At 61.1% G+C, this 6,386-nt stretch carries 7 protein-coding genes; 1 reads left to right on the top strand and 6 read right to left on the bottom strand.

Annotated elements, in window-relative coordinates:
• Nucleotides 1-61: 61 nt before the first annotated feature.
• From tnpB to QO231_RS02660, 5 genes are all read right to left on the bottom strand, one after another.
• On the bottom strand, nucleotides 62-409 hold the full coding sequence (gene tnpB / locus QO231_RS02680; protein WP_316773033.1) for an IS66 family insertion sequence element accessory protein TnpB: 348 nt from the start codon (nucleotides 407-409) through the stop codon (nucleotides 62-64).
• Nucleotides 406-732, bottom strand: coding sequence for a transposase (locus tag QO231_RS02675; RefSeq protein ID WP_316773030.1), 327 nt, complete (start codon nucleotides 730-732; stop codon nucleotides 406-408). Before QO231_RS02675 ends, tnpB begins: the two co-directional genes overlap by 4 nt.
• Before the next feature lie 302 nt (nucleotides 733-1,034).
• Nucleotides 1,035-2,507, bottom strand: a complete 1,473-nt coding sequence (locus tag QO231_RS02670) for a carnitine 3-dehydrogenase (RefSeq protein WP_316773028.1) — start codon at nucleotides 2,505-2,507, stop codon at nucleotides 1,035-1,037.
• A gap of 171 nt (nucleotides 2,508-2,678) precedes the next feature.
• Nucleotides 2,679-3,254, bottom strand: coding sequence for a hypothetical protein (locus tag QO231_RS02665; RefSeq protein WP_316773025.1), 576 nt, complete (start codon nucleotides 3,252-3,254; stop codon nucleotides 2,679-2,681).
• Nucleotides 3,254-4,165 carry a BKACE family enzyme gene (locus QO231_RS02660; protein WP_316773023.1) on the bottom strand — a complete coding sequence of 304 codons (912 nt, stop codon included), beginning with the start codon at nucleotides 4,163-4,165 and terminating at the stop codon, nucleotides 3,254-3,256. The genes QO231_RS02665 and QO231_RS02660 overlap by 1 nt, the downstream gene beginning before the upstream one ends.
• Nucleotides 4,166-4,243: 78 nt before the next feature.
• On the opposite strand from QO231_RS02660, the gene QO231_RS02655 reads away from it, so the two are divergent.
• Nucleotides 4,244-5,221, top strand: a complete 978-nt coding sequence (locus QO231_RS02655; protein ID WP_316773020.1) for a GlxA family transcriptional regulator — start codon at nucleotides 4,244-4,246, stop codon at nucleotides 5,219-5,221.
• 38 nt (nucleotides 5,222-5,259) lie between these two features.
• Here the strand turns inward: QO231_RS02655 and QO231_RS02650 are convergent, their stop codons facing one another.
• A complete protein-coding gene (locus QO231_RS02650) occupies nucleotides 5,260-6,306 on the bottom strand; it encodes an aldo/keto reductase (protein ID WP_316773016.1) in 1,047 nt (348 codons plus the stop codon).
• Between the last annotated feature and the right edge of the window lie 80 nt (nucleotides 6,307-6,386).

Genomic DNA, 6,386 nt, shown 5'->3' with positions numbered 1-6,386 from the left:
TCATATCCGTCCGGCCCTCTGAACGGAACGTAAAATGCACCAATCCCTATATCTTATTGGACTATCCGACCTGCAATGGCCGCCATGTCCGTTGTGGCATCCGCCAGTCTATTCCTTCCAGAAGCATCGCCAGTTGGGCCGCCGTGACACAAACTTTGCCATCCTTGGCAGCAGGCCAAACAAACCGCCCTTTCTCGAGCCGTTTCATGAACAGGCATGCGCCTTGCGTATCCCACAAGATGATCTTCAAAAGGTCACCCCGACGGCCACGGAACACGAACAGATGGCCAGAATAGGGGTCCTCAGCCAGCACCTGCTCCGTTTGTGCCGCCAGTGTGTTGAACCCGCGCCGCATATCCGTCACGCCAGCGGCAAGCCAAACCCGCGTGTTGCTCGGCACCGGGATCATGCCGTCAGCCCTTGCACCAACCCAACGACTGATGCCAGCGAAGTGGGGCCTTCCACCAGAATACGGCGCCCGTCCGACAGCGCGATGTCCACGCGCTGCGCCAAGACAGCAGGACCAGGATCAGCCGCCACGTCGTTCATTCGCGCGGGAGCCGAGAGGCTTTCCATCGCAGATGGTTCAATCTCGACCGGAAGGAAGACACCCTCGAGTGCGACACTCTCACCTGAAGATGGAGTACTCGCCTTCAGCGAAAACCGGGGATCCTTCAGCCATTTGAAAATCAGGTTCGCGTTCATCGAATAGCGCCGCGCAACCTGTGCCACCGAAACGCCTGGCGCTAACGTCTGCGCGCAATTCGTGCGCTTCTAGTCGTCAGACCAGACCCGCTTCTTCTGCCCCTTCTTCCCCGCCATCACCTACCTCAAGATGTCCACTATCGATGGTGGACACTATCACCCACTCCATCACGCAGGCAGGGCAGTCAGACCAGGACGGATACTTCCGTCTTCAGCTTTGTGCAAATACTCCGGGGGAGTCGCCCGCAGGGCGGCGGGGGCAGAGCCCCCCGGATAACGCCTAAGTTTGGCATTGGGCTAACCATATCGTTCTATCCCGTAAGCCGTCTTCATCCAGGTTGACGGATCGCCATACCGGCACCGTCCGGATAAGGAAGGTCTGCCTGCGCGCTGCGAATTTGGTCCATCGCCGCCTCGATCTCCCGCGATGGTGGCGATGGTCGGCGGGTTTTCAGATCCACATGCAGCATGAAACTCTCGCCCGTCGCCAAGAGCTCATCACCTTCGTACATGCTGTGGAACAAGTGTAATTTCTTGCCCTCTCCCACCAACATGCGGGTGCGGATCGCAATCCGCGCACCGGCGTGAACTTCCGCGAGGTGGCGGATATGCGTCTCGGCAGTGAAATAGCTGCCACCGGATGCAATGTAGCCCGCATCACAGCCGATCAATTCCATGAACCGGTCCGTGGCGGCGGCAAAGGCCTCAAGATACTTGGCCTCATTCATGTGACCGTTGTAATCTGTCCAGTCCAGCGGCACCGCCCGCGCAACAGTCAGGATCGGTTGCGACAGATCGCCGATCTCATCCACACCACCGGTCAGCGGGCTGCCATCGCGCAGCCGCGTGTCCTGTTTGTTCAGCAGCGCCCCGGCGCCCCAGTCCTGCCCCTTCAGCGCCCGCATCATCGCCACCAGGTTGTTGTCGCGGATGCGCTCCAGCTCCCGTATCGAATGCGCGCCCGATTGCGCGTCCGACTGATCGGCGATCAGGTCGACCAGTTCGTCCGTGAACTCGGGCACATCCGTCAGCTTGGTCCAAGGCCATTTCAGCGCCGGGCCAAACTGGGCCATGAAGTGCTTCATCCCGGCCTCGCCCCCGGCCACGCGGTAGGTCTCGAACAGGCCCATCTGCGCCCAGCGGATGCCGAAACCCATGCGGATGGCCTCGTCGATCTCCTCGGTCGTGGCGATGCCATCCTTGACCAGCCACAACGCCTCTCGCCACACCGCCTCGAGGAACCGGTCGGCGATATGCGCGTCGATCTCCTTTTTCACATGCATCGGATACATGCCCAGTTCCGTCAGCTGCTCGGACGCCCGTGCCACCTGTGCTGCGTCATTCGCGGATGTCGTGACCAGTTCGATCAGAGGCAACAGGTAGACCGGGTTGAACGGATGCGTCACCACGATCTGAGCGGGCCGCGCCGCGCCTGCCTGCAATTCGCTCGGCTTGAAGCCCGATGTGGACGAGCCGATAATCGCGTCGGGATGACAGGCGGCCTGAAGCTCGGCAAACACCTTGTGCTTGATCTCCAGCCGCTCCGGCACGCTTTCCTGTATCCAGATGGCTCCGGCAACGGCATCGGCCATCTCGGCGTGGAAACTCAGGCGCCCTTCCTCGGGCAAAGGCGCGTCACTCAGCCCCGGCAGCGATCGGCGCGCATTGGCCATCACCTCACCGATCTTGCGTTCCGCGTCCGGGTCCGGATCGAAAACCCGCACATCCCACCCATTGAGCAGAAACCGTGCGGCCCACCCGCCGCCGATCACACCACCACCGATGATTGCCGCTGCTTTCATCCTACGATCCTATTCTCAGAACAACCGCGGCCAAGGCTGCAAACCCCAGGCTGCCAAACATCCATATTTCATACCGAACCGAGAAAACCGCACCCTGCTGCTTTCCGGTGAAAATCATGTAGATCCAGACAAGTGAGCACACCACTGACGCCGAAACCAACAAAGGCCCCATCATTCTGATACATCCCGAAATTGCGTCATCTCATAGCCGTTCCAGTCCATGATTTCGCCCCCTGCCTGCATCAGGTCGGCGCGCGCCGCACCTTTTGTCATGATCCATCCAAACACGCCTGAAGGCGTGCCGATGGCCGCAACGCGATAATCCGCATCCGTCCACAGAACCCAGTGTTCGGTCGGCGGCCCCTCACCGCGCCGCATCAGAATACGCCCCGGCCCGGTTACCTTCGCTGTCAGGGGCGTACGCACGTCAACACATTTCACTGCGTCACAAACCCTATGCGACCAGATCACCGCGATCTGGTTGCCATCCACGGCCTCGAACTCGAAACTCTCCGGGGCCGTGGCCAGTGGGCTCGACGCATCTGCGGCCCGCTGTCTCACCACCCATTTTCCCCGCATCTCGACAGGGTCAAAACGTGTGGTCGCGGCGATGCGCGCCGAACTGTCGCGAAAACCGGTCGTCGTATCGCACCCGGCCAATGCTGCCATTGCGACGGCGACGGCGAGGCGACGCCCGACCTTGCGAGCAGAAGCGCCATGACCCGCCAGTTGGAAGGGCGGTGGCATCACGCCGGTGCCCGTTTCACCAAACTCAGCTTTTCGCGAACCTCTGCCGCACCGATCACGCGCGCGCCCATGTTCTCGATGATTGTTCCGGCCCGTTCCACCAGTTGCCAGTTCTCGGCCAGAACCCCCTTGTCCAGCCAGAGATTGTCTTCCAGACCAACCCGCACGTTCCCCCCTGCCAATACGGCGGCAGCGACATAGGCCATCTGGTTGCGGCCCAAGGCAAAGGCCGAAAAGGTCCAGTCATCCGGCAAGTTGTTGACCATTGCCATAAACGTGTTGAGATCATCGGGGGCGCCCCATGGTACGCCCATGCACAGCTGTACCAGCGCGGGGCTGTCAAGAACGCCGTCCTTGACCAGTTGCTTGGCGTACCAAAGATGCCCGGTGTCAAAGGCCTCGATCTCGGGTTTGACGCCGAGGGCGGTCATCATCCGCCCCATCGCCTGCAACATGCCCGGTGTATTGGTCATCACATAGTCGGATTCGGCAAAGTTCATCGTGCCGCAATCCAGCGTGCAGATTTCCGGCAGGCAGTCCGCCACATGTTGAACCCGCTCTGCGGCACCGATCATATCCGTGCCTGGCTCCTTCAACGGTAGGGGGCGTTCGGTCGGACCAAACACCATGTCCCCCCCCATGCCTGCGGTCAGGTTCAGGACAACATCGACCTCGGCCTCTCGGATACGCTCTGTCACCTCCCGGTAATAGGCGAGATCCCGGCTCGGCGCGCCACTCTCCGGATCACGGACGTGGCAATGCACCACCGCCGCCCCCGCCTTGGCGGCGGCAATGGCACTCTCGGCGATCTGCTTCGGGCTGCGGGGCACATGCGGGCTGCGGTCCTGCGTTGCGCCCGATCCGGTCACGGCACAGGTGATGAACACCTCCTTGTTCATGTCCAACGGCATCGGCTGATCCTCCTGATTTCTGATGCAAACATGCCGCGACTTGGCAATATTGAGTTTACGATCTATGCAGGTTTCTTGATGAAATCCGCAAAAAACATTTTCGAGGCTACAACACGCCCCTTGAACGCCGCCGTTCTGGTGCTGGATGACTGCAACACGCTTAGCTTTGCGGCGGGCGTCGATCCGATGCGCGCGGCCAACCGGATGTCCGGTCGTCGTTTGTTTGACTGGCACTATGTCACCGCCACTGGCGAACCGGCGCAGTTGACCAGCGGGCTGACAGTTCCCGGACCGGCGCTCAGCCGTCTTCAGGGCTGTGATCTGCTCATCGTTATCGCCGGGTTCAAACTGCAAACTCACGACACGCCCGCATTGCGGGCCGGGCTGCGCCGCATTGCCGCCGCCGGCGCGACCCTGGCCGGGATTGATGGCGGGCCCTGGCTTTTGGCCGAAGCTGGAGTATTAGATAAATACAGCGCCACAACTCATTGGGAAGACATGGAAAGTTTTTCTTCTCTCTTTCCCGAAGTCACCACCCTGCGCAACAGGTTTCACGTTGACCGCACCCGCATGACCAGCGGCGGCGCGATGCCCGCCATCGACATGATGCTTCACCTGATCAAATGTCGCTACGGGTCTTCGCTGGCGGCGCGTGTTGCCGGGGCGTTCATCTACGACAGCGCGCCCGACCCGTCCCGTAGCCAGAGCCGGAGCGGCAATCCCGGTCATACCGCCCTCACCGCGCGGGTCAGCGCGCTGATGGAACAATCGCTTGACGCGCCCCTGACCATCCCCGATCTGGCACGCCGGACAGGGACCAGCCCGCGCACATTGCAGGCCCTGTTTCGCGCTCGCCTGAACACCACGCCCAAGGCGCATTACCTGTCGCTGCGCCTGACCGAAGCGATGCGGCTTGTTCGTGACACCGAAATGCCCCTTCTGGACGTGGCACTCGCAACCGGATTCGGCTCTGCCGCAGCCTTTGCCCGCGCCTTTCATCTGGCACATGGCCAATCTGCCCGCACGATCCGGCGCGCTCAGCGCGAGGGCGCTTGACGCGGATCCTGCATCGTCTCCGTCCCCAGGATTTTCGATCAGTACGGCATCGGATGCGCCCTGTGCGCGCTGTCAATCTCGTCCAGCACCTCGTCACTCAACGTCACATCGACCGAGCCAAGAATTCGGTCGAGTTGATCCAGATGTGTGGCACCAAAGATCGCAGAGGCCATGAACGGTCGTGTCCGGCACCAGGCCAGCGCCATGTGCACGGGGTCCAACCCGTGGCGCTCTGCGATTGCCAGATAGGCTGCCACCGCCTCGTGTGCACGCGGCGTATCCCGCCCGCCGAGATTGGCCACGAAGGATTTTCTCGACCCATCGGGCACAGCACCGCCCGCATACTTGCCGGTCAGCAGACCCGCTGCCAAAGGTGAAAACGACAGCAGTCCGACATCCTCGTTCACGCTCAACTCCGCCAGATCGGTGTCATACAGACGGCAGAGCAAAGAATATTCGTTCTGTATTGACGCGACACGGGGCCAGCCCCGCTCGTCGGACACCCGCAGCCATTGCGCGGTCCCCCAGGCGCTTTCGTTGCTCAGGCCGAAATACCGGATGTTGCCCTTGTCGACCTGCTCTTGCAGCGCCTCAAGACAATCCTCGATGTTGGCAACCGTCTCCTCCCGGTTCTGCCCAGATGGATCATAGGTCCAGTTTTTGCGAAACATATAGCTGCCCCGGTTGGGCCAGTGGAACTGGTAGAGGTCGATATAGTCGGTCTGCAGGCGTCGCAGGTTGCCTTCGATGGTGCCGGGAATGGTTGCGGAGGAAATCGGAGCACCTTCGCGAACATGAGCAAGCCCCTCGCCCGAATGCTTGGTCGCCAGAACATACTCGGACCGCCGCGCCGGGTTGGCCGCATTCCAGGTGCCGATGATCTCTTCGGTCCGCCCGACGGTTTCGGCCCGCACGGGATTGACCGGATACATCTCGGCGGTGTCGACAAAATTGATGCCAGCCGCAAGCGCCCGGTCGATCTGGGTGTGGGACTCGGCCTCGTCTGTCTGAGTGCCAAAGGTCATCGTGCCAAGGCAAAGTTCGGATACGGTCAGACCGGTACGGCCCAAAGGATTCATCTTCATTGCGAAATTCCCTGCTTGGTTGTACGGCACCCTAACGATTGACCTGACGTTGGCAAATCGGATACCGGCCTGTTCACGAT

The organism is Sedimentitalea todarodis, from assembly GCF_032595355.1.
Classification (GTDB): domain Bacteria; phylum Pseudomonadota; class Alphaproteobacteria; order Rhodobacterales; family Rhodobacteraceae; genus Sedimentitalea; species Sedimentitalea todarodis.
This window is presented reverse-complemented; position numbering and strand designations above follow the sequence as displayed.

Excerpts from the sequence above, each read along its gene's own strand:
- QO231_RS02650 (WP_316773016.1), bottom strand. The coding sequence starts at position 6,306 with ATGAAGATGAATCCTTTGGGCCGTACCGGTCTGACCGTATCCGAACTT.
- QO231_RS02665 (WP_316773025.1), bottom strand. The coding sequence starts at position 3,254 with ATGCCACCGCCCTTCCAACTGGCGGGTCATGGCGCTTCTGCTCGCAAG.
- tnpB (WP_316773033.1), bottom strand. The coding sequence starts at position 409 with ATGATCCCGGTGCCGAGCAACACGCGGGTTTGGCTTGCCGCTGGCGTG.
- QO231_RS02670 (WP_316773028.1), bottom strand. The coding sequence starts at position 2,507 with ATGAAAGCAGCGGCAATCATCGGTGGTGGTGTGATCGGCGGCGGGTGG.
- QO231_RS02655 (WP_316773020.1), top strand. The coding sequence starts at position 4,244 with ATGAAATCCGCAAAAAACATTTTCGAGGCTACAACACGCCCCTTGAAC.
- QO231_RS02660 (WP_316773023.1), bottom strand. The coding sequence starts at position 4,165 with ATGCCGTTGGACATGAACAAGGAGGTGTTCATCACCTGTGCCGTGACC.